Source organism: Marimonas arenosa (assembly GCF_030848945.1).
In the GTDB taxonomy this organism is placed as follows: Bacteria; Pseudomonadota; Alphaproteobacteria; order Rhodobacterales; family Rhodobacteraceae; genus Marimonas; species Marimonas arenosa.
The window spans coordinates 213,355-237,365 of the sequence record NZ_JANHAX010000003.1 but is presented as its reverse complement, the minus strand read 5'-3'; the positions used below and the strand labels follow the sequence as shown (position 1 = coordinate 237,365).

The window sequence follows — 24,011 nt, the reverse complement described above, 5'->3', positions numbered from 1 at the left end:
CCCTCGCCTCCTGCCGTCGGCCGGGTTTCGGCCCGGCACCACGAACCGCTCACCACACGTTCTCCTTCCACCGCCGCGGCGACGTCGAAATCATCAGTATCATCACCGGACCCCAGATCAGCCCCGCGCTCAGCCCCAGCCGCAGGAAATAGCCCAGCGTCTCGCCCGGCGCAAAGCCGATGGCGTCCAGCAGTCGCGTGTCCTGCCGCTGGTAGGCCCACAGGAAATACCCCGTCGACAACAGCGTCATCAACACCGCCGTCAGCACCCCGTTCACGATCATGCCGCCCACGCTCTCCGGCACCCAACGCTCCAGAACAATCGGAATGACCACCGCGCACAGGATCAGCCCCAGCGCCGGGAGTAGAACGCTGACGACCATCAGGCCCACCCGCCCCGGGCCTGACCCGGGGCCTCTAACCACATGTCGAGAGGTCCCGGGTCGAGCCCGGGACGCGGCGGAAAGTTCATCACTCCTTGGCCTCCAGATACCGCCGCTTGGCCTCTTCCTGCCGCCCGAACTCGCGCACCATGGTCTCGATGGCGACCTCGTCCGACTTGTCGGCATAGCGGAACTCGCTGTCCGCATAGCGGTTGATCTCCTGGATCACCATTTCCACCGTGATCGGCCGGCGCAGCTCCTCAATCATCCCCGCCTTTTCCTCGTAGGGCTTGAACAGGAACAGCTCGGGGTCTTCCATCCATTCGTCCGGTAGCTCGAAATCCATCGCCCTGACCTTCACCGCATCGGTGATGTTCTTGATCGACCGACCGGTGAACCGGTCATCCGCCTCCTGGATGCCCTTGAGATAGGTCCCCAGCTTGGCAATTGTGTCGAGCTTGCCGATCTCTTTCTCGACCCGCTCGTAAACCCGCATCAGTCCTTCCTCGTGCGGCTTGTTATGCGCTTCGAACGACCGTGCCACCGCCCGCTTGATCTCCTGCGCGGCGTAAAGCTCGTGATCGCCCAGCGGGATGTCGTGCTTCTTGCCCATCAGAAGGTGCAGGATGTCGACGTAGTCCTCCCGCGTCTGAGGCCCGTCGACCAGGAACCGCGCCCCGGCCCGCTGCCGCAAGGCATCGTCAACGTTCTCCGGGAAGTTCGAGAACATCCCGAAGGTGCAGTTTCCCCGGACCACCGTGTTGGCCCCGGCAAAGGCCTCCATGAAGACGGCTGTCACTTCCTGCTGCCCGGCGCTCGACTGCCGGTCGCCGCGCTTGCCGGCGATCTGGTCGATATCGTCGATGGTGCCGAAGCCGATCACCGACGAGTCCAGCACGTTCTGTACGAAGGCCTTGGCGTTCTGTCCCGACTTGCCCTGGTAGCTGTCGATATTGTCGATGCCGAAATTCTGATAACGAAACGGATAACCGGCATTGTCGCAATAGCCCTTGATCAGCCCCGCCATCATCTGGATCAGCGTGGTCTTGCCGGTGCCCGGCTTGCCGTCGCCCATGAAGGTGAAAATGAAGCCACCGAGTTCCGCAAACGGGTTCAGCCGGCGTTCGAAATCATAGGCCATCAGCATCTTCGACAGCCGCAGCGCCTGGTACTTGGCGATATGGTTGCCTACCACCTCGTGCGGCTGCTTGAAGGTCATGGTCAGGATCGAGCCCTTCGCCGCCCGTGCCGGCTGGAAGCCGCGGATCGAGAACTCGTCGGCCTCGACCTTCCACGCCGCGCCGGTGAACGGTCCCAGCCGCCCGGCCGTCTGCGCCCGGAGCGAAACCTTCTCCATCAGCTGCTCGGCGTAGGCACAGACAGTTGCGATCAGCCGCGCATCGTCACTGGCAAAACCCGCGATGTCCTGGTCCAGTTCCCACAGCGCCCCGTGCAGGGCAAGCAGGCCATTGTCGGTCAGCACCTCCTGCACCTCGCCCACCTCGACGCTGACCTCGGTCAGGTGCGGGCTCAGCAGGAAGGCGGTGGCATTGCCGAAGACATGCAGCGTGATCAGCGCCTCCGCCGTCAGCAGTTCCGAGAACTCATTCTTCCGGTCCGGCGGCAACGCCCCCTCGAGGTTTGCCCGCTTGAGATCAGCCAGCCCGGTCTGATCGCCATAGGTCTCGGCCACGGCCAGCGCGATAGCAATGGCGCGCCTGAGCCCGTTCATCACCGAGGCCTGCGCCGAGCTTACAATCGGATCGTCGCCATCCGCCGACTCGATCCGCGCCAGGAGTTGCACCCCCTCCGGCCGTGCCGTCGAGCGTGTCACCAGCCCCGGCGTCGTGGTCCGGAACCGCCGTCGCGTGCCGATCCCGCTCGAACGTTCCTCCTTCGGCGCCTCCTTGGCCTTGGCGATCCGCGGCGTGTGGTCGAACCCCTCCAGCATCGCCGCGGCGGCCTCGTAATGCTTGCGGATATCCTCCTCGCGGAGCTCCATCTGATCGCTTGTCCGGCTCATCTATGTCCTCTCGCACAAAGTGCGCCATAGGCACACCCTACGTCGGGTGCGCATCCTGCGCAGCATCCCTCACCTGTAACTCAACACCCGCCCCTGCGGGCTCACCACGAACTTGCGCACATTGACAAATCCCGGTGGTCGCCGCTCCTCAAGCACCTGATAGGGCCGCTGCGGCAGGATGATCGCCCGCTCGGTCCGCGTTGCCCCGGTATCGACGCCGCGCCCCGAAAACGGATCCAGCGCGAACACCTCGCGTTCCACCGTCGAAAACCACCCGGTTCGTTCTTCCGTCACCCGCTCGCTCTCCAGCTCCTCGATGGTCCAGGCCAGGGCCCAGTCCTGCCCCTCGGGCGCGCGGGCATCGCGCAGCACTTCGCGCAGCGGCCCGGTCTGGCGGGTGAAAGCGTGGGAATACATCGGCCCGACATGGATGCGCTTCAGCAGTTTTGGATGCAGGTCGTCGAAATCCTCGTCGAAACCCTTCGCAATAGTCACCAGCTTCAGTCCGCCCACCGATTGTGCCATCAGGTGCGACTGCACCTCGGGCCAGCGCCGCTCATCGAGCGGCAGCGCGGTGCGTCCGGTATCCTCGACCTCCATCAGATAGATCGTCGGCAGGTTCACCAGGCTGTCATAGACCGCCCAATAGACCAGGAACCGGGTGCGCGGCGCCTCGCCGGAAATCCACTGGATGTCGGGGTCGTTACGCGCCCAGAACAGCTCGCCCTTCATCAGTTCCTGGTAATAGAGCCGCTGGCTCAAAGCGTATTGCAGCTTGGTCGGCAGTTCCCGGTCGCCGAGAATCTTGCGCACCATCTGCTCCTTAAGCGCCTGGACCGTCGGCATGTTCTCCAGGTGCCGCGCCGCCTGGGCGGCGTCGTTGGCCATCACCAGAAGCTCTTGGAACACCGGAAAACCAGATTCCACCCGGTCCATCTCCAGCGCGCCGAAATGCCGGCCGGTGTCACGCCCGACCATCAGGTATTTCATCGAAAGCGCCTGGAAAGTGTATCCGATGGCCACGACATAGCGGGTCATCACCTCGACCTCGCGCGCACTCAGTTGCCCCTCGGCCTGCATCTGTGCCGCGACATGGGTCAGGTGCTCGGTGATCTTCTCGAATTTGCGGAAATAGCGGCGGCTGGCAAACGTGTCCGTCAGCCCTACCTGATCGCGATCCCCGGTAATATCGTCGCGGCGGTCGGTGATATCAGTCATTTCGCTTCCCGAAATAGAGTCCGCGCATTGTGACGAAACCGTCGATGGCAAATGCCGCGAGACTCGGCGCCAACTCGTGGCGCGGCACTGCCAAACAACCCAACCCCAGGCAACACCAAGCCAAGCAAATGCAGCCCATCGCCAATCGCGCCGATCACAAAGAGGGAAATGCGCCGCATCCGGCCCCACTACTCCCCGTAGAGATTCTTGTCGTGCTTCTCGACGATCGCCGCGAACCGCCGGGCGAACCGCTCGTCGGCCTTGGCCTTGGCCTCCAGCACTTCGCGGGCAAACACCATGTGCTCCTCGTGGGCCTCCATCATGTCGGCCATCCGCTGGTTGGTCGCGGTGCCGATGGCGGCCATCGCGCTCTGGGCTTCCTTGTCGGTCTGCACCCCGATCTCGTTGATTCGGTGAGCCACGTCCTGCTGTTGCGCGGTTTTCAGCGACTTGGTCAGCGCGTCATACAGCACCACCCGCTGCTTGGTGTCGGTCTGCAGCTTGTTGATCAGCACCATCTGCGTCGCCGCCTGGTTCTGAAGCGAGTCGATCCAGGTCTTGCCCTTCTCGATATAGCGCTCCAGCGTCTGCGACTTCGCCAGTTTCACCTGCTCGTCCTGCACCAGCGCGTTGTATTTCGCATTCAGCTCGGCCAACTCGGTTTCCAGCTTGGTCCGCGCCGCCGCATCCTGTTCCACAGCGATCTTGTTCTCCAGCTCGATGATTTTCGGATCCATCGCCTGGATGTCGGCCCGCACGGTCTCTAGGTCGCCGACCGTCACTTCGCGGTCTTCCAGCGTTTCCGACAGGTTGCCCTCGACCGTGGTCTTCTGCCGGTTCAACTCGTCGAGCTGGCCCTGCAACAGCTTTGTAATGACGTCCGATTTGCCGATCAGGTCCTGCAGCTTGTCATCGATGCTGGCTGCACGGATGCGCTCGCCCCGCATCGAGTCCGCCTTGGCCTTCGAGAAAATGCCGACGAGGGTCTCCCAGCCGGTCTTCGAGCGCATCTCGTCGAAATCCTTGGAAAACGCCGCGGTGACATCGTCGAGTCCCATGATCAGTTCGGCGATATTGGCGTTCATCAGCTCGGTATGGGCGTGCACCTCGTCGAGCGTCGCGTTCTCGATATCGATGGCGATATCCTCGCCCGACTCCATCTTCTGCCGTGCCGTCTCGATGCGGCTGGTCAACTCGGCGATCTTCGCCTGTGCCTCGGCCACCTGCTTCTGAGATTCCTGCATCTGGGCTTCGAAATTCGCCATTCAGTACTCCTTCCACGGCAATCACTTGGGGTAGATATGGGCAGTGTTAATCCTTTTTACATCCACCGGGTCTCGCGTTCGGCGAAAGTGTTGCAAAACCGCACGGCAAAGGAAAGGGGAAAGGCGGCGCCGATTGTTCCGTCCTTCAGCTCTGCGGGTAACCTTTCGTTAAGCAAGGTTTATTCCTCAACCCCCACCGTGCGCCAGTCAGGATGCCAGCCAGCGTGCCAGCCGGGCGGCCATACGGCCATTCGGGGCAAAAGGTTAATTCTTACCGCCCCGACCCATTCCATTTCGGCATGGTTGGTCTCAGCCCACCACGTTGAACCCCGGTCCATAGGGATAGCCAGTGATGTTTTCGTTGCCCTCTTCCGTGATCACCAGAATGTCGTGCTCGCGATAGCCCCCGGCCCCCGGCTGGCCCTGCGGAATGGTCAGCATCGGCTCCATCGAGATCACCATGCCGGGCTGCAGCACAGTGTCGATGTCCTCGCGCAGCTCCAGCCCCGCCTCGCGGCCGTAATAGTGGCTCAGAACCCCGAAGGAATGGCCATAGCCGAAGGTCCGGTATTGCAGCAGGTCGCGCTCCTCGAAAAAGGCGTTGATCTGCTGCGTGACCTCGCCACAGTTCACCCCCGGCTTCAGCAGACTCATGCCATATTCATGCGCCGCAACATTGGCCTCCCAGATCTCCCGCGACGCGTCGTCCACCTCGCCCACGAACATCGTCCGCTCCAGCGCGGTGTAATAGCCCGAGATCATCGGGAAAGTGTTCAGGCTCAGGATATCCCCCCGCTCCAGCACCCGCCCCGTCACCGGGTTGTGGGCTCCATCGGTATTGATGCCAGACTGAAACCAGACCCAGGTGTCGCGATACTCAGCCTCCGGAAAAGACTTGGCAATTTCCAGCTCCATCGCGTCACGCCCGGCCATGGCCACGTCGATCTCGCGCACGCCCGGCTTCACCGCCTCGCGGATCGCAAAACCGCCCACGTCGGCCACCCGCGCGCCTTCGCGGATCAGAGCGATCTCGGCCTTCGATTTCATCATCCGCTGCCGCATCGCAGCCGGCGCCACATCGACCATGGTCAGCGGCTTCAGGAAGTCCTCCAGCTTGTCGCGCTGCGCCAGCGTCATGTGATCGCCCTCATAGCCAACCACGTTGCCCTCGCCCGTCACCGAGCGGACCGCACGCCAAAAGTTGTCGCGCTGCCAGTCGGTATAGGTGAGGTTGTCGCCATAGCACCGTCGCCAAGGCTGGCCCGCGTCGATGCCGGCGCTGATCGTAACGCAGGCGCTGTCGGTTACCACCAGCCCATAGGGCCGCCCGAAGCTGCAATAGAGGAAACCCGAGTAATAGGCGATGCCATGCATCGAGGTGAACACGGCCGCGCCCACCCCCATCTCGTCCAGTGTCCGGCGCAATGCCTTCAGCCGCGCGGCATATTCGGTTTCTGCAAACGGCAGCTTGGCCTTCTCGCCATTGTGGAAACGATACATTTCGGGACGTGCAGTCATATTGACCTCCTTGAAAAGAAGATCCCGGCGTTCAGGACTGTCTGGTAAAGCCCTCGTGCGGAGCGACGCCATCGCCCCGGGCCGTCCCCTCTCTTGCCGATCCCGCGCGTTCTGGCAAGATGTGAGTCACACAAACAAGGGAAAATCACCATGCAGGCCAAGCCGGGCAGCCGAAACCTCATAACCGATGTCGCCGGATTAACCGTCGGCAACGCTTCGGACGACATGATCAAGACCGGCTGCACCGTTCTGTTGGGGAACGAACCGTTTACCTGCGGCGTCTCGGTCATGGGCGGCGCTCCCGGCAGCCGGGAAACCGATCTGCTGGCGCCCGACAAGACGGTCGAACAGGTCGACGCCCTGGTCCTTTCAGGTGGCTCCGCCTTCGGGCTCGACGCTGCCTCGGGCGTGGCCGACAGCTTACGCGCCCAGGGCCGCGGCTTCGCCGTCGGCGATCAGTTGGTTCCGATCGTACCTGGCGCGATCCTTTTCGACCTGCTCAATGGCGGCGACAAGGCCTGGGCGTCCAACCCCTACAAGGCCCTTGGTCAACAGGCCCTGTCCGCCGCCGCTGCCAATTTCGATCTCGGCTCCATTGGCGCCGGCACCGGCGCCACTACCGCCAATCTCAAGGGCGGCCTCGGCTCGGCCTCGGTCGTACTGCCCTCCGGCCACACCGTCGGCGCCCTGGTCGCGGTCAACGCGCTTGGTTCGGCTACCGTTGCCGATACCCCGCATTTTTGGGCCGCGCCGTTCGAGATCGATGACGAGTTCGGCAGCCTCGGCGTATCGGCCACTTACCCCGCCGACCCGCACCTGCCCGACACCAAGCTTGCCAGCCACGCCAACACCACCATCGGCATCGTCGCCACCGACGCGACCCTCACCCAGGCGCAATGCACCCGGCTGGCCACCGCCGCGCATGACGGCTATGCCCGGGCCCTCGTCCCCTCGCACACTCCGATGGACGGCGATCTGATCTTCGCCGCCGCAACCGGGGCCACGCCGCTGGCAAATCCCATCGCCGACACGCTCTATCTCGGTCACGCCGCCGCCACCGCCATGGCCCGTGCCATCGCCCGTGCCATCTTCCACGCCACCCCTGCGGAAACCGACCAACTCCCCTGCTGGTCTTCTCTTTAGCTTCTTCTTCTGTTCGGTAAATACCTCGGGGGAGTGGGGGCTGGCCCCCACTCCGCCCCTATGCCAACAGCGCCTCGACCAGATCGCTGTCGCCGATCTCCAACGGCTCGATCACATCGAAATGGTGCCGCCCTTCGGCCACCGTCCGCTCACAGCCCCAGGCCTCTGAAAGCCACCGCGCCTGGTCGAGAAAGGCCGGCCGCTCATCCTCCCCCACCCAGACGGTCACCGGCACATCCAACCTGTCGCGCATCAGAACCGGGCTTTCCGCCTCCGCCTCGGCCGCGTCGAGCTTCAGATCGGCATTCATCGAAGTCTTCAGCAGCGGCCGCAGATCCGCCACCGGCGAAATCGGCACTACCTTTTGCAAACGTGCCGCCACCTCGCCCTCCAACATGCCCCGCGCCAGCATCCGTGCCACCAGATGCCCGCCAGCCGAATGCCCGGTCAGCCGCACTGGCCCCGCCACGATCCCGGCGGCGACGTCCACCGCCTTCGCGACCTGCCGGGTGATGTCTCGGATATGCACCGCCGGGCACAGATCATAAGACGGCATCGCCACCGCCCAGCCGCGCGCTACGGGACCCGCTGCCAGGTGCGACCAGTAGGAGCGGTCGAATTTCAGCCAGTAACCGCCATGCACGAACACCACCAGCCCCTTTGGCGTAGCTTCGGGCAGGAACAGGTCGAACCGCTCGCGCTCGCCCTGCCCGTATTCCAGGTCGAGTCGCGCGTGATCGTCGTGCGCCTCCCGCGTGCGCCACAGCCGGGCCGCCTCGGCCCAACGTGGCGGGTAGCCCTCTGCGCCGGAAATATGAGCCGCATTGGCGTAGGCGTCGTCCAGTTCCATACTGTTTCTCTCCCTTTCTGGCCCTAGACAATCCTACGCTGCAGTGCTTTGCCTTGGCGAGACCAATTCAATCACGCGAACCCGGGGGGCCCTGTCATGCTCGACACCGTCACAAATCTGAAATCCCTGCTCAACGATCCCAGCCTGCTCTGTGAAAAGGCCTATGTCGCGGGGGAGTGGGTGACAGGCGACAACGGCACGTTCGAGGTCACCAATCCGGCCCGCGGCGACGTCATCGCCAACGTGGCCGACCTTTCCCGCGCCCAGGTGGCGGTGGCCATCGACAAGGCCCATGCCGCCCAGAAGGACTGGGCAAAGTGGACCGGCAAGGAGCGCGCCGCGGTGCTGCGGCGCTGGTTCGACCTGATGATGGAAAACCAGGAAGACCTCGCCCGGATCCTGACCGCCGAGATGGGCAAACCCCTGGCCGAGAGCCGCGGCGAGATTGCCTATGGCGCCTCGTTTGTCGAATTCTTCGCTGAAGAGGCCAAGCGGATCTATGGCGACATGATCCCGGGCCACCAGCGCGACAAGCGGATCATGGTGCTGAAACAGCCGATCGGCGTCGCCGCCTCGATCACGCCGTGGAACTTTCCCAACGCGATGATCACCCGCAAGGCCGGCCCGGCGCTGGCCGCCGGCTGCGCCATGGTGGCGCGGCCCGCCAAGGAAACCCCGCTGTCGGCGCTGGTGCTGGGCGAGCTTGCCAAGCGCGCCGGCATCCCCGACGGGGTCTTCTCGGTCGTGACCTCGTCGCGCGCCTCGGACATCGGCAAGGAGTTCTGCGAGAACCCGAAGATCCGCAAGCTGACCTTCACCGGCAGCACAGATGTCGGCCGCATCCTGCTCAAACAGGCAGCCGACCAGGTTCTGAAATGCTCGATGGAGCTGGGCGGCAACGCGCCCTTCATCGTGTTCGACGATGCCGATCTCGATGCCGCCGTCGATGGCGCGATCATGTGCAAGTTCCGCAACAACGGCCAAACCTGCGTCTGCGCCAACCGGATCTATGTGCAGGCCGGCGTGTACGATGAGTTCGCCGCGAAACTGGCGGCAAAACTGGCCGAGATGAAAGTGGGCGACGGTCTTGAAGAGGACACCGCCTTTGGCCCGCTGATCAACGACGGCGCGGTTGAGAAGGTCCGGGAACATATCGACGATGCGGTCTCGAAGGGTGGCGAGGTCGTGTTCGGCGGCTCGCAGCACAATCTCGGCGGCACCTTCTTCCAACCCACCATCGTCAAGAACGTGACCCAACAGATGGCCGTGGCACAGGAAGAGACCTTCGGCCCGATGGCGCCGCTCTTCAAATTCGAGGACGAGGACGAGGTCATCGCCATGGCCAATGACACCATCTTTGGCCTGGCGTCCTATTTCTATGCCAAGGATCTCAGCCGGGTCTACAAGGTGGCCGAGGCGCTGGAATATGGCATCGTCGGCGTCAATACCGGCATCATCTCGACCGAGGTCGCACCGTTTGGCGGGGTCAAGCAATCGGGTCTGGGCCGCGAGGGCAGCCATTACGGCATCGACGAATTCTGCGAGCTGAAATACGTCTGCCTGTCGGTCTGAGCACTGGTTCAGACAGTTGCACGGCAGGGAAATTTCACCTGCCGTGCCTGCGACAGAGTAAAACATTCGCACATTAATATCTGTCTGCTAGTTAAATGTGCATGAATGATACATCTAAACCACGCCACGGACCCGTCGCGCCGCCTTCGCCGCACAAGATCCTGCGCAGCGCGATCGGCGCGTTCATTGGTCTCTCACTGGTCGGTTACATCGCCCAACTCATGCTGAATGACGAAAGCCTGACCTTCGAGATCGGCGCCTTCGGCGCCACCGCGGTCCTGCTCTATGCTGCGCCACTCAGTCCCTATGCCCAGCCCTGGAACGTGTTGGTTGGCCATGTCACCTCGGCCCTGGTCGGGGTGGCTGTGTTCCGGCTTTTCGGCGCCAACTGGTTCTCTGCTGCGCTTGCCGTCACCCTTGCCATTGCAGCGATGCAATTGACCAGTTCCATCCATCCTCCCGGCGGCGCCAGCGCCCTGATCGCCGTTCTCGGCGCGCCCGACCTGCATCAGCTCGGGTTCAGCTATGCATTCTTCCCGGTCGGTCTGGGCGCGCTGGTGATGATCGCCGTCGCCTTGGTGAGCAACAATATCGCCAATCCCCGGCGCTGGCCTGAATACTGGCTGGCCACCACCCCCATTGCCCGGTTGCATCCACAGCGCATACCGACAACCCCGCCGAATCGAGATCCCCTGCCCTGAGCACGGCGGCCCCTGCGACGAAGCTGTCCCTTTTCCCCGACCCGCGCCTTGCGCTTAGTTAAATTCCATGATCCGCATATTGACCTCACTGCTGTTCCTGCTCTCTGCCCTTCCGTCGCATGCGACCGGCCCCAGCTTTCCGCTGCATGGCAACTGGTGCGGGATCGGTCACAGCGGCGGGCCCTATTCGGCGGCTCCCATCGACCCGCTCGATGCCGCCTGCATGCGCCACGACATCTGTGCGGCGCAGCGCGGCGAGTTGAATTGCGGCTGCGACATCAGCTTCATGCGCGAGTTGCGCTATCAACGCTGGCCCAACCCGGTGATCGCCGACAAGGCCCGCGCGATCCACGATGCGATTGCCATGATGCCTTGCGCGAACCCCATGGGCATGGCCTACAAAGCCGCTCGTCTGGCTTCGGACATGACATCCGATACGGTCATCGGCCGGGAATTGCCGACAGATATCCTGCGGCGATGGGCCAAAGTGGTCTCTAGCGGCTTGTCCCGCTCCTACTGGTCACGCTGACAGCCAGATCCGCGCCGCCCGAAATTTTCTGTCGCAAGGGCGATCGCCCGAAAGTCTTTCAGGGATGGAGTTGGGGAAATCATATCTTTTATTGGCTCGGAGTGGACATGCACGCCCCCGCACGAAGGGCGGCGAAGCCGCCGCGCATCACCTCGATCTTGCTCGGATCTGGCGAGATGAAGTGCTCTGCAAATCCGGTAGATTTCCGGGCTGCGACCGGGTGATGCGTGGCTCAGTGCTCGATATCGCCTCCAGGCCAAATGCCGCCATTTTGTCCAGGCAACCTTGGAATGCCCTAGCCCTCTGTACCACCGTCCGCGTTTTTTGCGTCGGAGCCAGCACTGAGACAGGGTTGTCGCCCGGCCGCGGCCGCTGTCAAACGGCCGATGCTTTCTGTCAAAAGAACTTTTTCGAAGTCTCCGATCTGGTCGCCAAGAACATCGACAAAGGCCTGCCGCAGCAACACTCCGGACCTGATGAAAAGCTCGGGTTCGATATCCAGCCCCTCGTGCTGCTCTCGGATCTGGTTGCCCATCTCGGCCGCGCCCTGCCCGGTCGCCGTAGCGCGGGCCAGCATGGCGATCATCATCGAGAACATCTCTTTCTGCTTGTGAAAATCGCCCGTGAACATGTCTTTCACATCGGGGCGTTCCTCAAACAAGAGTTCATAGAACCGATCCACGATCTCGTGCCGACAGGCATAAACCTTGCCCAGGCAATTGTTCAGCCGCCCGTTGAAATGCATACTCACGTCGAAACCCCTTAAGCCTGCTCCACCACCCGGCGAGGCTAGGGCGCGCAACTTAAGATCGGGTAAAGAATTCTGCGCCGGCCAAGGATTGACGCTCGGGGGGCGTCATACAATCGTGATGCGCATGGACACGAGCAGCGAAAACCTGGCCCTTGCGGCCTCGGACGGCGATGCTGCCGCCTTCTCGGCCCTGCTCGAACGCCATTACGACGCGCTGTTCCGATTCTGTTTCCGCCTCACCGGTGCGCGCGACCAGGCCGAGGACCTGACCCAGGACATTTGCGCGGCCTTGCCGGCCAAGCTCGCAAGCTTCCGCGGTGAGGCGCGCTTCACGACATGGCTCTGGCGGGTGGCAGTCAACGCCGCCCACGACCGCCGCCGCCGCGCCACCACACGCGTCCGGCATGCTGACGGCTGGGGCGATTGGGAGAAAAACCGCCGCGCGGTCATTAGCGAAACAGCCGAGGCCATCGACTGGCTGACCCAGGCGATGCGCGCTTTGCCGGAAGACCTGCGCGACACGCTGGCGCTGGTGCTCGATGACACCACCCACGCCGAGGCCGCGCAAATCCTGAACATCTCCGAGGGTACCGTCAGCTGGCGCATCTCGGAGGCAAAGAAACACCTGCGCGCCTTGCGCGCCTCAGAGGACTGGCCATGAGCGACGAACTCGACGATCTCAAGCGCCTGATGGAACAGGCCACGCCCGCCCCGGACCCGGACGTCAAGGCCGCGCATCTGGCATTGGCGCAAGAAAACTACAATGCGCTCCAAGAAAACCGCGCCGGAACGCGTCCAACCTCTGACCGCCCCGCATCGGGGCTTTTCAGAGGAGTGAAAACCATGGTCTCGCATCTCACCAGCCGCGGCGCACTTGCCGCCACCACCGCAATCGTCGCGGTGGGTATCGTCATTGCCTTGCCGCAACTGACCGAAAACTCCCTGTCGGACCTGCTGGACAAACCTCAGACCCGCACGCCAATGCCGGGCGACGAAACCCAGCCCGTTCCACCTGTTGCCGAAACAGTTGAGCAGGTCGCAACTGGAGCGGACGAGACAGCCGTCGCCGAGAAACCGCGGCAAATGGATGAATCCGCCGAGGTGGGCGTCCTGTCCCGACTTAACGCCGATGCAGAACCGGGCGTCGGTCAGCCGACAACGAGCGACACCGGTTCCGAAACCATTCCTCCGGCTGCGCCACAAGGGCTCGATCAGGCCGCAACCGGAAGACATACGGGCCAGCTCATGCCCGCTGCGCCCCCGGAGGAGGAAAAACAAGCCACAACCCAAACACCCAAACCCAAAGCTTCCCCCGCGCGCGATCGCCGCGCGTTTTCAGATGGGGTAATCAGCGGCTTCAACGGCGGGCTCACGCGACAGTCCGCACCGGAAGCGACGATCATGCCATCACCCGACTACGACGTTTCACCACTGCCCAAACCTAATACCGAGGCCTTCCCCGAGTCCGAGCAGAACCCGCTCAAGATCACCGCTGAAGAGCCGGTCTCGACCTTTTCGATCGATGTCGATACCGCCTCCTATGCCGTGGTCCGGTCCTCGATCACGCGCGGTCAGTTGCCCCCGCAAGAGGCCGTCCGCATCGAGGAAATGATCAACTATTTCCCCTATAACTATCCTGCGCCCGAGGCCGGCGAAGCCCCGTTCAAACCCACCGTCACGGTCACGCCGACACCGTGGAACGACGGCACCGAGCTCGTGCATATCGCCATCCAGGGCCGCGCACCGGTCACCGAGGATCGCCCGCCGCTTAACCTCGTTTTCTTGATCGACACTTCCGGCTCGATGAACCAGCCCGACAAATTGCCACTTCTGAAGCAAAGCCTGATGCTGATGCTGCCCAAGCTCAGCGAAGAGGACCAGATCGCCATCGTTACCTATGCCGGCAGCGCGGGACAGGTTCTGGCTCCGACCCCCGCCACTAATCGGCTGACCATCCTCGGCGCATTGAACAACCTGCGCGCCGGCGGCTCAACCGCCGGGCAGGCCGGGTTGCAACAAGCCTATGCCGTGGCCGAGGGCATGGCTTCAGAGGGCGAAGTGACCCGCGTGATCCTCGCTACCGATGGCGATTTCAACGTCGGGCTGTCCAATCCCGAGGCGCTTAAGGATTTCATCGCCGACAAGCGCGAGAGCGGCACCTATCTGTCGGTCATGGGCTTCGGCCGCGGCAATCTCGACGACGCGACGATGCAGGCGCTGGCCCAGAATGGTAACGGCCAGGCCAGCTATATCGACACGCTCTCCGAGGCGCAGAAAGTGCTGGTTGACCAGTTCTCGGGCGCACTGTTCCCGATTGCCAACGACATCAAGATCCAGGTCGAGTTCAACCCCGCCACCGTCGCCGAATACCGCCTGATCGGCTATGAAACCCGCGCCCTGAAACGCGAGGACTTCAACAACGACAAGGTCGATGCCGGCGATATCGGCGCCGGCCATTCGGTGACCGCGATCTACGAGATTACCCCTGCCGGCTCACCCGCCCGCCTGTCCGATCCGCTGCGCTATGGCACGACGGAACCCGCCGCCGACATCACCGCCGAACTGGGCTACCTCAAGCTGCGCTACAAGGAACCGGGCCAGGCACAAAGCCGGCTGATCGAGGTTGTGATCCTGCCCGAGATGGGCGAGGCCAACGGCGACACCCGCTTCGCCACCGCGATCGCGGGTTTCGGCGAACTGCTGACACGTTCGCAATTCACCAGCGACTGGCAGTTCTCCGACGCTATCGCGCTGGCCAGTGAATCGCAGGGCGACGACCCCTTCGGCTATCGCGCCGAGGCGGTCCGCCTGATGCGCCTGGCCGAGAGCCTGTCGCGGTAGGGTGGGCTTTCACCCCACCTGCTCGTCACGAAAAAAAGGCCCGGGAGAAACCTCCCGGGCCTTTTGCATGGCTGCCGCCGAAGGATCAGTTGACGGTTTCGGCATCCACAATGTCCTTTTCGACCGCTTCGCCCTTGGCGATCTCGATCCGGCGCGGTTTCAGCGCTTCGGGGATCTCTTTCACCAGGTCGATATGCAGCATGCCGTCGGTATGGGTCGCGCCCGTGACGCGCACGTGATCAGCCAGCTGGAAGCGGCGCTCAAACGCGCGGGTAGCAATGCCGCGATGCAGGAACACACGATCGCCATCCTCGTCAGCCTTGCGGGCGGCGACGATCAGCGCGCCTTCCTTGACCTCGACGCTCAGGTCGCTGTCGGAAAAACCGGCAACGGCGATCGAGATGCGATAGGCGCCGTCGGCAGTTTTCTCGATGTTGTAGGGCGGGTAGGTTGGATGCGCCACGTCGCCGGACAGAACCCGGTCGAACATGTCGGCAATCTGATCGAAGCCGACGGTGGCACGGTAAAGCGGTGCAAGATCAAAGTTTCGCATAGGTCATCCTCCATTGAGCGATAACTGGAATTTGCCTTCCGTTTTCGGACAGGCACGACAGTTCCGAGGCCCAAATTGGCACCCCGACAACAGAAACTTGGTAATGCGATTTCCGGATTTCAAGACATCGGTATTATCGTCACCTGCCGAAAAACACGCGGGCTGGAAACCGAACGAGCAACGCCGGCAAGACCTCAGTTCTTGATGAACTTCGCACCGCTCGAAGAATTGCGCGTGCCGACGGTGATACGGTTTTCCCTCGGTGCCGGCGCGGCGCTGAACGCGCCCTGTCCCTGCGCCAAAGCGGCTTTCAAAACAGCCAGAGGCCCTTCGAGCTGTGTGCCCAGCGACACCTTGTGCCCCGCCACCTCGGCCTTGGCCGAAACCACCGAGACAATCCGCGGCACGCCGTCCTGGAAGCTGAAGACCGGTGCGCCGGACGAACCGAAATCAGCCTCGCAGCTCATTATAAGCATCCCCGACTGCCGTGCCATCACCCGGCAGGCCTCCTGCATCGATGGCGCCTCCGAACGCTCTCGCGCATAGGAGACCACCCCGATGCGGTCACCCTTTTTCGGGCGTTGGTCGGTCGCGAACGGGACCACGGTGGTATTCCGAATCGGGTGGTGTAGTTCAAGCAGCGCCACGTCGTTGCGCACCCGGTCGGCCGACACCTTGCCGTTATAGACATATTCGGGATGCACCACGGCTCGCCTGACCCAGCGATAGGCCGACGCCCGGCCATTCCGCCAACCCGCCAGGAATTCGATTTCCTCATGGTTGATCTGCGCACCGCTGAGGCTGTCATACAGGCAATGCGCCGCCGTCAGCACGAGATCCGGCGCAATCAATGCACCGGTGCAGAACCCTTTGCCGCCGATGTCGAGCCGTCCCACGGCCTCCCAGCCGCGGCTGTCGTCGCCGGTATCGAGCCGTTTCAGCCGCGTATCCTCTGCCGTCGCCACCCCGGCGACACAGGCAAAGAAAATCATAACAACCGTGCGAAACATGACTGCTCCCGAAACCTTCCCCTCCCCGCGCCTAGCGCAGAGTTTTGGCAACATTAGGGCAAGCCGTTATGCAAAACCATTAAGTTTTCGCGGTTTCGGGCCGCCCGTGGCCCAGTCGAGCAGTTCCACCGTGTGCACCACCGGCACGTCTGTACCTGAGCCGATCTGCACCATGCAGCCGATATTGCCCGCCGCAATTACGTCCGGCGCCTTGGCCTCCAGTGTTTTCACCTTGCGCGCTTTCAGTTCGGTCGAAATCTCGGGTTGCATCAGGTTGTAGGTCCCGGCCGAACCACAACAGAGATGGCTGTCGGCAGGTTCAACCACCTCGAAACCTGCGCGTTTCAGCAGGGTCTTGGGATGGGTCTTGATCTGCTGGCCATGCTGCAGTGAACAGGCCGCGTGGTAGGCCACGCGCATCCGCTTCACCGCCCCCTCGGGCAGATCAAGCTGCATTAGAAGCTCGCTGACATCCATCGCGATCTCGGCCACCTGTGCCGCCTTCGCTGCCAGCGGTTCGTTGCGGAACATATGGCCATAGTCCTTCACCGTGGTGCCGCAGCCAGAGGTATTGATCACGACGGCGTCGAGGCCCGGGCCCGCCATTTCTGCCGCCCACGCCTCAATGTTTTTCGCCGCTGTCTTATGCGACTCGCGCTCCTTGCCCATGTGATGGGTCAGGGCCCCGCAGCAACCCGCACCCTTTGCAATCACCACCTCGCAGCCCAACCGCGTCAGAAGCCGAATCGTGGCATCGTTGATATCGGTATCGAGCGCCTTCTGAGCACAACCCGTCATCAGCGCCACCCGTTTCTTCCGCTCGCCCGCCGCGCAGAATGTCTGCGGATCGTCGTTGCGGCTGACCGGCGGAATGCTTTTCGGCGCCATGTCCAGCATGGCGCGCAATCGCTTGTCCGGCATCGCCCAGGCAAAAGGCCGACCGATCTTGGCCCCCAGAAGCGCCAACCTGAACCGGGTCGGATAAGGAAGGATGCGGGCCAGAACCCAGCGCAACGTGCGGTCCATGAAGGGCCGGTGATAGCGTTTCTCGATATAGGCCCGAGCGTGATCGACCAGATGCATGTAATGCACGCCCGAGGGGCAGGTCGTCATGCAGGCCAGACAGCTCAGGCAGCGGTCGACATGTTTCACCGTCTTGGGGTCCGGCACCCTCTCGTTTTCCAGCATGTCCTTGATCTGGTAGATCCGGCCCCGCGGACTATCGAGCTCGTCACCCAGCACCTGGTAGGTGGGGCAAGTCGCCGTGCAGAACCCGCAATGCACGCAGGACCGCAAGATGTCATTGGCCCGCTGGATGCCGGGATCCTTGAGCTGCTCTTCTGTGAAATTCGTCTGCATTTAACCTGCCGTCATCGTCAGCGACAATCCGAACCACGGCAATGTCACCGCCGCCGCGCCCATCGCCGCGCTCCACTTCCTCTGCCGCCCGAACCCGCGCACCAGCGCCCAGGCCTGCACTGCCGTCGCGATAGTAGTGATCCAGCCCAGCCACAAGCAGGCCAACCAGACCACTGCCACCGCCGCGCCGTCCGGGCCCCAAACCCGCATCGCGTACGCCGCCACCAGCAGCCCCGTCGCCGAGGCGACACCCATCGCGAAACGGCTCCGCGTCGGCGCGGGCCGGATCAGCCCCAGAAAAATCACCGGCCCGACCAGAATGAAAACGATATACGCGATCAAGAGTTCCATTGGTTTGTCATCCCATCAAGCCGGGGTTCAGAATACCCTTGGGATCGAACCTATCGCGCAAACCTTGCGAAATCTTTTGGATCGCCAGCGGCTCCGGGTGGAAAACCGGCAACCTTGCCCGCGTCTCTTCGCTCGCGCGCACCAGCGTGGCGTGGCCCCGCAATCCCGCCGGCCGCATGTCCGCTCCCTGTGGCGTCAACGCCCAGACCAGCCCGCCACCCCAGTCATAAAGCACCGCGACCGCGCCCATCTCTCTCAAGGCCTCGCCCAGCGCCGGCCCGTCCGACGGTTTCACCGAATAGCGCCAGACGTCGCCTGCCCTTTCATGAAAGGCCTCCACATCCCGAACCCAGCGCCAGCCCGCCGCGGTGCGCTCCGGGTCGGTTTCGACCGTAATCGCACCGAATTCCGACAACAGGTCCCTCAGACGGCCAACGCGATACTCCACACTGTCGGTGAACCCCTCGATCCGGATCATGGTCACCGGATCGCCGTCCATGCCAACTGGCATATGCGCCGCACCCGTCACCTCGAAAGGAGAACCCAGCGCCCGGGTCATCGCCGCGACGGCCCGAGTGTCGTCCAACCCTTCGATCAGCAGCACTGCCCGGCTGGGCGGCGTTGGCAACACCTTGAAACTGACCTCGGTCAGAACCCCCAGCGTGCCGCGGCTGCCCGCCATCAGCTTCACCAGGTCATAGCCGGTGACGTTCTTCATCACCCTGCCGCCATTCTTCAACACCCGGCCCATCCCATCGACGAACCGCACCCCAAGCAGGAAGTCGCGGCACGCCCCCGCCTGAACCCGGCGCGGCCCGCTGACATTGGCAGCCACCACCCCGCCGATGGTCGGCTCGCCCGACGTCCCCAACAGCCCGCGATGGTCCATCGGCTCGAACGGCAGCCGCTGCCCCTCGGCTGCCAGCCGGCGCTTGATCTCAGAAACCGGCGTGCCGGCCTGCGCTACCAGTGTCAGCGCGCCCGGCTCATAATCGACCACGCCCGACATCTGCGCCGTACTCAATACGTCGCCATCGACGACCCGACCCACAGGTCGCGTGTCCCCTCCGACAACCCTGAACGGCCCCTCGGCCGCTACAATCATCTCGCTCAGTTCGCTTTCAGAAACCGGTTTCATTCTTCATCTTGCCAAAAATATTCCGGGGGTCCGGGGGCAGCGCCCCCGGGGTTCTCTCATGCAGCCCGCCGTTCGGCAGAAGCCTCCAACGGAAACACCTTGGCGGGGTTCAACAGCCAGGCCGGGTCGAACACGTCCTTCACCGCCATCTGGATCTCCAGATCATCCGGAGCGAACTGATCCACCATCAGATCGCGCTTCTCGATGCCGACGCCATGTTCGCCGGTCAGGCAACCGCCCACCTCGACGCAGAGCCGCAGAATGTCGGCACCGAACGCCTCACACAGCTCCAGGTCTCCCGGCTTGTTGGCATCGAACAGAATGAGCGGGTGCATGTTGCCGTCGCCGGCATGGAACACGTTGCCGACGTCCAACCCGTATTCCTTGCTCATCTCGCCGATCCGCCGCAGCACGTAAGGCAGCTGGCTGACCGGGATCGTGCCGTCGAGACACATGTAATCGTTGATCTGCCCCATCGCCCCGAAGGCGGATTTCCGGCCCAGCCAGATTTTCGCACTTTCCTCGGCACTGCCGCTTTCGCGCAGTTCCACCGGGTTGTGCTTGCGCGCGATCTGCAGGATCACGCCCAACTGTTCATCGATCTCGGCGTCCGAGCCCTCAACCTCGACGATCAGCAACGCCTCGCAGTCCGGGTACCCGGCCCCGGCAAAAGCCTCGGTTGCTCGGATGCAGGGACGGTCCATGAACTCGATCGCCACCGGCAGCACACCGGCCTTGATGATATCGCTAACGACCTGACCCGCGACCTCATTGCTGTCATAACCCATCAACACCGGCCGTGCGCCCTCGGGTTTTCTGAGAATGCGCAGGGTCGCCTCTGTCACCACGCCCAGCTGGCCCTCGGAGCCGCAGATCAGCCCGAGCAGGTCATAGCCCGCTGCGTCGAGATGCGCGCCGCCGATCTCGATCACGTCGCCCTGCATTGTGACCATGGTGACCCCCAGCAAGTTGTTGGTGGTTACTCCGTATTTCAGGCAGTGCGCACCGCCGGAATTCATCGCGATATTGCCGGCAATCGCACAGGCCAACTGCGAGGACGGGTCGGGAGCATAGAAGAACTCCTCTTCCTCGACCGCGCCGGAAACGCTCAGGTTGGTCCGCCCGGTCTGCACACGAATGGAGCGGTTATCGTAGTCGACGTCCAGCACTTCGTTCATCCGCGCCACGCCCAGGATCAGGCTGTCGGCGGTCGGCAGCGAGCCCCCGGCCAGCGAGGTGCCGGCGCCGCGCGGCACCACTGGCACGCCCATCTCGTGGCAGATTCGCAGCACCGCGGCGACTTCCTCGGTGTTCGACGGCAGCACCGCCGCCAGCGGTGGACAGCGATAGGCGGTCAGCGCATCGCATTCATAGGCCCGTGTCTCGGCCTCTTCGAAGATCACCGCATCGTCCGGTAAAACCTCGCGCAGTCGTGTCACAAGTTCCGGCTTCCTCGCCATCAACTGTGCATCGGGCTCGGGCATCTGCATCGATCATTCCTCCGCGGTGCGTAAAATTGGTAAAAAAATATAACCAATTCTATGGAAACGCAAGCCGTGATCTCGGCTGATGCGAATATACCTCACCTCACGGCCGGGCACGAAGAGTTGAGTCCTCATTTCGCGGTGTACGCTGTTATATCCGACACATGATCCGCAGCTTTTCGATATCCGCCCTCCTGATGGCCGCGCTCGCCCTGCCTGCCCAGGCGGAAAGCCCGGAAATCGTGGCCGCAACGGCACAACGAGTCGGCATGGGCTGGCGCATTGACGTGACCCTCAGACATGGTGATACCGGTTGGGAGCACTACGCCGACGGCTGGGAAGTTCTCGACGCCGGCGGCAACCGGCTGGGCTATCGCGAACTGATGCACCCGCATGTTGACGAACAGCCCTTTACCCGCGGACTCGTCAACGTGATGCTGCCGGACGGTATTCGCGAAATCCATATTCGCGCCCGGTGTTCGGAAAACGGCTGGGCCAGAAAAACCGTCCCAGTCGCGTTGAGACACTGACCCGACGCGAAAAGCCCGGCACGCAACGAACCCGAACGCGCATTTGCCCCAGCGGAGGCGGGCACCTGCCTGCGATCGCGTCTGACCTCTTTTCCAGACGCCGGTTTTGCGCCATACGATCTCCTATGAGCAGCAAAGACACCCAGCCTCGCGGCCTGAAGGACCGTGTGCAATTCGTCCTGATCCGCGGTGCGCTATGGCTGATGCATCGCCTTCCCTACCGATGGCGCGTGCCTTTTGCCGGCTGGATCCTGTCCCGGATTGTCGCCCCGCTGGTGGGCTGGCGCAAGCGCATCGAGTCAAACCTGCGACTCGTCATCCCCGAGATCACGCAAGCCGAGATCACTCGCATCCAGCGCGCCGTGCCTGACAACTTTGGCCGCACCTTGGCCGAGCTGTTTTCAGCCGATGAGTTTCTGCCGATCGCCCGGGCCACTCCGCTCGAGGGCCCTGGCATCGCAGCGCTGGATCAGGCCCGCGCCGAAGGCCGCCCGTCGATCCTGGTCTCGGGCCATTTCGGCAATTATGACGTGGTCCGCGCTGGGGTGATTGCCCGCGGGTTCGAGGTGGGCGGCATCTATCGCCCGATGAACATCCCCCAGTTCAACGACATCTACGTCACCAATATTTCAAAGATTGGCCAGCCATTGTTTTCCCGCGGACGCCGCGGCATGGCCCAGATGATGCGCTTTCTCAAAGGCGGCGGCACGTTGGCCGTGCTGATCGACCAGCGGCTGAACAATGGCGTGGCGCTGAAATTCTTCGGTCACAAAGCCTATACAGCGCTGTCTTTTGCCGAGCTCGCTTTGAAATACAATGCTACGCTGGTGCCGTGTTACGGCATTCGCCAGCCAGACGGCCTTTCCTTCCGGGCCGTTCTTGAGGCCCCGATCCCCCATAGCACGCCGGAAGAGATGACCCAGGCTTTGAACGACAGCCTCGAGGCCATGGTTCGTCGTCACACCGGCCAATGGTTTTGGATTCACAACCGCTGGAAGGAAATTCCCACCGCTCAGACCGCACAGGAGACCGCGTCATGAAGATCGCCCACCGCGAGATCGGCCCAACCCACCCGCCCCTGGTGATCGCCGAGATCGGCATTAATCACGGTGGCGATCTCGCCGTCGCCAAGGAGATGGTCCGGCTGGCTGCCGGCGCCGGTTGCGAGATGATCAAGCACCAGACGCATATCGTCGAAGACGAGATGACCGACGAGGCAAAGCAGATTTTCCCGCCCAATGCCGATGTCTCGATCTGGGACGTGATGGCGCAATGCGCACTCTCTCGCGACGACGAGGTCGAGCTCAAGCGCTATACCGAAGAGCTGGGGATGATCTGGATCTCCACGCCCTTTTCCCGCGCCGCCGCCGACTTCCTCGAAGAACTCGAAGTGCCCGCCTACAAGATTGGAAGCGGCGAAGCCGACAACCTACCGCTGATCCGACACATTGCCCGCAAGGGTAAACCGGTTATCCTGTCCACCGGGATGCAGACCATCGAGACGATGCGCGCTTCGGTGCAGGTCTTGGAAGACGCCGGCGTCGACTACGCCCTGCTCGAATGTACCAACCTCTACCCGTCGCCCGCAGAAATCGTGTCGCTCAAGGGCGTGACAGAACTCAAGAGGGCCTTCCCCAATGCCGTTGTCGGCTTCTCGGACCATTCCATCGGCCCGGAAATGGCGCTGGCAAGCGTGGCGCTCGGAGCCTGCATTCTCGAACGCCACTACACAGACACACGTTATCGCAAGGGGCCCGACATTTCGTGCTCGATGGACCCGGCCGAACTGCGCTTCCTGATCGACCGGAGCCGTGAAATCTGGATCGCCGCCAACAACGACAAGAAACGCACCGGCCCGGAGGAAGACGTCTATCGCTTCGCCCGCGCTTCGGTCGTCGCCGATGCCGACCTGCCGTCCGGCCACGTGATCCGCGAACAGGACATCTGGGCCCGCCGCCCCGGATCAGGTGAAATCCCGGGCTACGAGTTCGACAAGGTTGTAGGCCGAACGCTGAAGGTGGCCGTCAAGCACAACCAGCAGCTCAAGTGGAGCAACCTCTCCGATGCGTAAACTCGACGGCGCCCGACGTCACGACATCCTCCGGCTTCTCGGAGACCGTACCGGTCTTGTCGGTGTCGAGCTTGGCGTCGCCGGTGGCGGGTTTTCCAAGCGCATGGTCGACTCGGGGAAGTTCGAGACCTTCTTCGGCGTCGACATGTATGCCGACACCCATGACGTGGACCAGTACAAGGACGCGCTGCGCCATGTCGGCCTGTTTGCGCCTTACAAGCTTTTGCGGATGAGCTTCGCAGAGGCCTACGACTTGTTTGACGACGAAAGTCTCGACTTCATCTATATCGACGGCTACGCTCATACCGGACAGGAAGGCGGCGAGACCATCTGGCACTGGGCGCGCAAGGTGAAACCGGGCGGGCTGATCGCCGGCGACGACTATCACGAGGACTGGCCGCTGGTGAAGGAAGCGGTCGACCTGTTTGCCGAAGTCACCAGGTTCGAACTCTGGGTGACGACCGAGGTCGAACCCGACGTCAACTATGCCGCCCACCCCACCTGGGGCATGATCAAGACCGGTCCCGTTTCGGGCGACCCACCGAGCGAACTGGTCTCGCGCGGCAAGGCGGCGTCGACCCGAGTCGCGCGCAAACGCGCTGCCGCGAAACGGTTTGACGGCTGGTTGCAACGAATTGTCGGTGAAAAGCGCTATCAAGAACTGCGACAGTGGAACCGCGCCCGCAAGGCCCGGCGCAAATCACGCAAGACAGGCCGCTAGG

The 24,011-nt window shown here is 62.9% G+C and carries 23 protein-coding genes; 10 read left to right on the top strand and 13 right to left on the bottom strand.

The window, feature by feature from the left end:
• Positions 1 to 49: 49 nt before the first annotated feature.
• The 5 genes from NO357_RS11280 to NO357_RS11260 all read right to left on the bottom strand — a co-directional run bounded on the left by NO357_RS11280 (position 50) and on the right by NO357_RS11260 (position 6,406).
• Positions 50 to 382, bottom strand: coding sequence for a hypothetical protein (locus tag NO357_RS11280; RefSeq protein ID WP_306735774.1), 333 nt, complete (start codon positions 380 to 382; stop codon positions 50 to 52).
• A gap of 88 nt (positions 383 to 470) precedes the next feature.
• Positions 471 to 2,405, bottom strand: a complete 1,935-nt coding sequence (locus NO357_RS11275) for an AAA family ATPase (protein ID WP_306735773.1) — start codon at positions 2,403 to 2,405, stop codon at positions 471 to 473.
• A 69-nt stretch (positions 2,406 to 2,474) separates the two neighbouring features.
• Positions 2,475 to 3,623, bottom strand: a complete 1,149-nt coding sequence (locus tag NO357_RS11270; protein WP_306735772.1) for a hypothetical protein — start codon at positions 3,621 to 3,623, stop codon at positions 2,475 to 2,477.
• Between the two features lie 188 nt (positions 3,624 to 3,811).
• Complete coding sequence (locus NO357_RS11265) at positions 3,812 to 4,888, bottom strand: hypothetical protein (protein ID WP_306735771.1); 1,077 nt, start codon at positions 4,886 to 4,888, stop codon at positions 3,812 to 3,814.
• A gap of 309 nt (positions 4,889 to 5,197) precedes the next feature.
• Positions 5,198 to 6,406: an aminopeptidase P family protein gene (locus NO357_RS11260; RefSeq protein WP_306735770.1), complete on the bottom strand. Its 1,209-nt coding sequence runs from the start codon at positions 6,404 to 6,406 to the stop codon at positions 5,198 to 5,200.
• A 150-nt stretch (positions 6,407 to 6,556) separates the two neighbouring features.
• On the opposite strand from NO357_RS11260, the gene NO357_RS11255 reads away from it, so the two are divergent.
• A complete protein-coding gene (locus NO357_RS11255; protein ID WP_306735769.1) occupies positions 6,557 to 7,549 on the top strand; it encodes a P1 family peptidase in 993 nt (330 codons plus the stop codon).
• Between the two features lie 58 nt (positions 7,550 to 7,607).
• Here NO357_RS11255 and NO357_RS11250 read toward each other — a convergent pair whose 3' ends face one another.
• Positions 7,608 to 8,399, bottom strand: coding sequence for a hormone-sensitive lipase (locus NO357_RS11250; RefSeq protein WP_306735768.1), 792 nt, complete (start codon positions 8,397 to 8,399; stop codon positions 7,608 to 7,610).
• Positions 8,400 to 8,495: 96 nt separating this feature from the next.
• On the opposite strand from NO357_RS11250, the gene NO357_RS11245 reads away from it, so the two are divergent.
• The 3 genes from NO357_RS11245 (at position 8,496) to NO357_RS11235 (ending at position 11,201) form a co-directional block, all read left to right on the top strand.
• Positions 8,496 to 9,971 (top strand): NAD-dependent succinate-semialdehyde dehydrogenase, encoded by a 1,476-nt coding sequence (locus NO357_RS11245; protein WP_306735767.1) that lies wholly within the window; start codon positions 8,496 to 8,498, stop codon positions 9,969 to 9,971.
• A gap of 101 nt (positions 9,972 to 10,072) precedes the next feature.
• Positions 10,073 to 10,672, top strand: a complete 600-nt coding sequence (locus tag NO357_RS11240) for an HPP family protein (RefSeq protein WP_306735766.1) — start codon at positions 10,073 to 10,075, stop codon at positions 10,670 to 10,672.
• Positions 10,673 to 10,739: 67 nt separating this feature from the next.
• Positions 10,740 to 11,201, top strand: coding sequence for a phospholipase A2 family protein (locus NO357_RS11235; RefSeq protein ID WP_306735765.1), 462 nt, complete (start codon positions 10,740 to 10,742; stop codon positions 11,199 to 11,201).
• Between the two features lie 295 nt (positions 11,202 to 11,496).
• Here NO357_RS11235 and NO357_RS11230 read toward each other — a convergent pair whose 3' ends face one another.
• Entirely contained in the window at positions 11,497 to 11,946 is a 450-nt protein-coding gene (locus NO357_RS11230; RefSeq protein ID WP_376744379.1) for a hypothetical protein, read from the bottom strand.
• 130 nt (positions 11,947 to 12,076) lie between these two features.
• On the opposite strand from NO357_RS11230, the gene NO357_RS11225 reads away from it, so the two are divergent.
• Both NO357_RS11225 and NO357_RS11220 read left to right on the top strand, forming a co-directional pair.
• Complete coding sequence (locus NO357_RS11225) at positions 12,077 to 12,613, top strand: RNA polymerase sigma factor (RefSeq protein WP_306735763.1); 537 nt, start codon at positions 12,077 to 12,079, stop codon at positions 12,611 to 12,613.
• Positions 12,610 to 14,793: a YfbK domain-containing protein gene (locus tag NO357_RS11220; RefSeq protein WP_306735762.1), complete on the top strand. Its 2,184-nt coding sequence runs from the start codon at positions 12,610 to 12,612 to the stop codon at positions 14,791 to 14,793. The genes NO357_RS11225 and NO357_RS11220 overlap by 4 nt, the downstream gene beginning before the upstream one ends.
• Positions 14,794 to 14,878: 85 nt before the next feature.
• Here the strand turns inward: NO357_RS11220 and NO357_RS11215 are convergent, their stop codons facing one another.
• The 6 genes from NO357_RS11215 to NO357_RS11190 form a co-directional block, all read right to left on the bottom strand.
• Entirely contained in the window at positions 14,879 to 15,346 is a 468-nt protein-coding gene (locus NO357_RS11215) for an Hsp20 family protein (protein ID WP_306735761.1), read from the bottom strand.
• 194 nt (positions 15,347 to 15,540) lie between these two features.
• The gene (locus tag NO357_RS11210) at positions 15,541 to 16,356 is read right to left on the bottom strand and encodes a trypsin-like serine peptidase (protein ID WP_306735760.1); all 816 of its coding nucleotides are present in this window, start codon (positions 16,354 to 16,356) and stop codon (positions 15,541 to 15,543) included.
• 66 nt (positions 16,357 to 16,422) lie between these two features.
• The gene (gene glcF, locus NO357_RS11205) at positions 16,423 to 17,715 is read right to left on the bottom strand and encodes a glycolate oxidase subunit GlcF (RefSeq protein WP_306735759.1); all 1,293 of its coding nucleotides are present in this window, start codon (positions 17,713 to 17,715) and stop codon (positions 16,423 to 16,425) included.
• Positions 17,716 to 18,066 carry a hypothetical protein gene (locus NO357_RS11200; RefSeq protein WP_306735758.1) on the bottom strand — a complete coding sequence of 117 codons (351 nt, stop codon included), beginning with the start codon at positions 18,064 to 18,066 and terminating at the stop codon, positions 17,716 to 17,718.
• Between the two features lie 7 nt (positions 18,067 to 18,073).
• Positions 18,074 to 19,204 carry an FAD-binding protein gene (locus tag NO357_RS11195; RefSeq protein WP_306735757.1) on the bottom strand — a complete coding sequence of 377 codons (1,131 nt, stop codon included), beginning with the start codon at positions 19,202 to 19,204 and terminating at the stop codon, positions 18,074 to 18,076.
• 56 nt (positions 19,205 to 19,260) lie between these two features.
• Complete coding sequence (locus tag NO357_RS11190) at positions 19,261 to 20,694, bottom strand: FAD-linked oxidase C-terminal domain-containing protein (RefSeq protein WP_306735756.1); 1,434 nt, start codon at positions 20,692 to 20,694, stop codon at positions 19,261 to 19,263.
• 158 nt (positions 20,695 to 20,852) lie between these two features.
• On the opposite strand from NO357_RS11190, the gene NO357_RS11185 reads away from it, so the two are divergent.
• From NO357_RS11185 to NO357_RS11170, 4 genes are all read left to right on the top strand, one after another.
• Positions 20,853 to 21,218 carry a hypothetical protein gene (locus tag NO357_RS11185; RefSeq protein ID WP_306735755.1) on the top strand — a complete coding sequence of 122 codons (366 nt, stop codon included), beginning with the start codon at positions 20,853 to 20,855 and terminating at the stop codon, positions 21,216 to 21,218.
• Between the two features lie 125 nt (positions 21,219 to 21,343).
• Complete coding sequence (locus NO357_RS11180; RefSeq protein WP_306735754.1) at positions 21,344 to 22,258, top strand: lysophospholipid acyltransferase family protein; 915 nt, start codon at positions 21,344 to 21,346, stop codon at positions 22,256 to 22,258.
• Entirely contained in the window at positions 22,255 to 23,289 is a 1,035-nt protein-coding gene (locus NO357_RS11175) for an N-acetylneuraminate synthase family protein (RefSeq protein WP_306735753.1), read from the top strand. The genes NO357_RS11180 and NO357_RS11175 overlap by 4 nt, the downstream gene beginning before the upstream one ends.
• Positions 23,282 to 24,010: a class I SAM-dependent methyltransferase gene (locus tag NO357_RS11170; RefSeq protein WP_306735752.1), complete on the top strand. Its 729-nt coding sequence runs from the start codon at positions 23,282 to 23,284 to the stop codon at positions 24,008 to 24,010. The genes NO357_RS11175 and NO357_RS11170 overlap by 8 nt, the downstream gene beginning before the upstream one ends.
• The last annotated feature ends 1 nt before the right edge of the window (position 24,011 follow it).